Below are 1,090 nucleotides of genomic sequence, written 5' to 3'. Positions count from 1 at the left end.
GAGATCATCACCCGCCACGGCATGACCGTGCCTGAATACAACCGCATCACCCTGTTGATTCGCTCCGAAGAAGGCAGAGACCTCCAACAGCGCATCGAAGCCGAAATCCTGCGCCTGCAAAGCGGGGATCCCAGGGAAAGTCCGAAGCCCTAATCTCTCCCCATTGAGGCAGGCCGGGCAAGGTGGATGTGACTGGAGGCAGGAGATAACGATAGGCTGGATGCGAAAGTCGGTGTTCAGCCAGTCGAGCAGGGGAGAAAGATGAACGAGCCTATGTCGCCGTCAGTACGGGCGGCTGTCGAGCGGATGAAGTCTCGCTTACGCATGACTCGCCGTTTCGGGTTCTGGTTTCAGGCGGTTTTGGGAGCAACGGCCCTGTTGCTCTGGCTGGGGTTTTTAATCGGCCAAAATACCGTCTACCGGGATGACTCGCTGGGGGCTGTGATCGCCTTTTGGTTCACTCTGTTCACACTTCTAACCCTAGGGACGGGCCTATTCTTCAACTGGCGCTACCTACTCCATGCCGAGCGCCGCTCAGCCTCTGCCGATGCCTTGAGCCAGTTGGATCTGCCTAGGCAGTTGCAGTTGGTCACCTACGTCAGCCTAATCGGGGCTTTCCTTGCCCTCATCGGCATGGAGGCGCAGGTGGGCGAGCTGTTGGCGCGTATGTTTGCCCGCACCCAGGCTAACCAGGTAACAGGGGTGCTGCTGCTGGCTGCCAACATCAACGTGACGTTTGCCCACTTTGTTTGCTTGGCAGGGGTACTCTGGATTACCGGCGTCCTCGACCGCGAGCCTTAACCCCTGAGCCGCACCGCCACCCACGACCGACCCCAAATCCCCCAGCAAGGGAGAAGTTAGAGGTCGCCGCAACTTAATTGCCACTTGGTTGTTTAAGGATCAGGATAGAGGAACGGTGCCCCAGCCTGAGTGAGATCTCCATGACGACTAGAGAGCCCCTCAACCAGAGGAAGAGGGGCAGCGGAAAGCAGCGGAGAAATCTATTCTAAAGACTTCACTTGAAGCCCACTGCCGCCTGCCAGACAAAAGCCAGCAAAAAGAACAAAACAGGGATGATGGGCAGAATGTC

At 57.4% G+C, this 1,090-nt stretch carries 1 protein-coding gene and 1 pseudogene; one reads left to right on the top strand and one right to left on the bottom strand.

Annotated elements, in window-relative coordinates; translation table 11 throughout:
* Nucleotides 1-261 precede the first annotated feature (261 nt).
* Entirely contained in the window at nucleotides 262-801 is a 540-nt protein-coding gene (locus NW863_RS13150) for a DUF3611 family protein (RefSeq protein ID WP_414366895.1), read from the top strand.
* Nucleotides 802-1,015: 214 nt separating this feature from the next.
* Here NW863_RS13150 and psbK read toward each other — a convergent pair.
* Nucleotides 1,016-1,090, bottom strand: a pseudogene (gene psbK, locus NW863_RS13145) (photosystem II reaction center protein K); the annotation flags it as partial.

The organism is Synechococcus sp. B60.1, assembly GCF_047462555.1.
GTDB lineage: Bacteria > Cyanobacteriota > Cyanobacteriia > Thermostichales > Thermostichaceae > Thermostichus.
The sequence above is the reverse complement of the archived record's forward strand: the minus strand, read 5'-3'. Positions and strand labels throughout refer to the sequence as shown.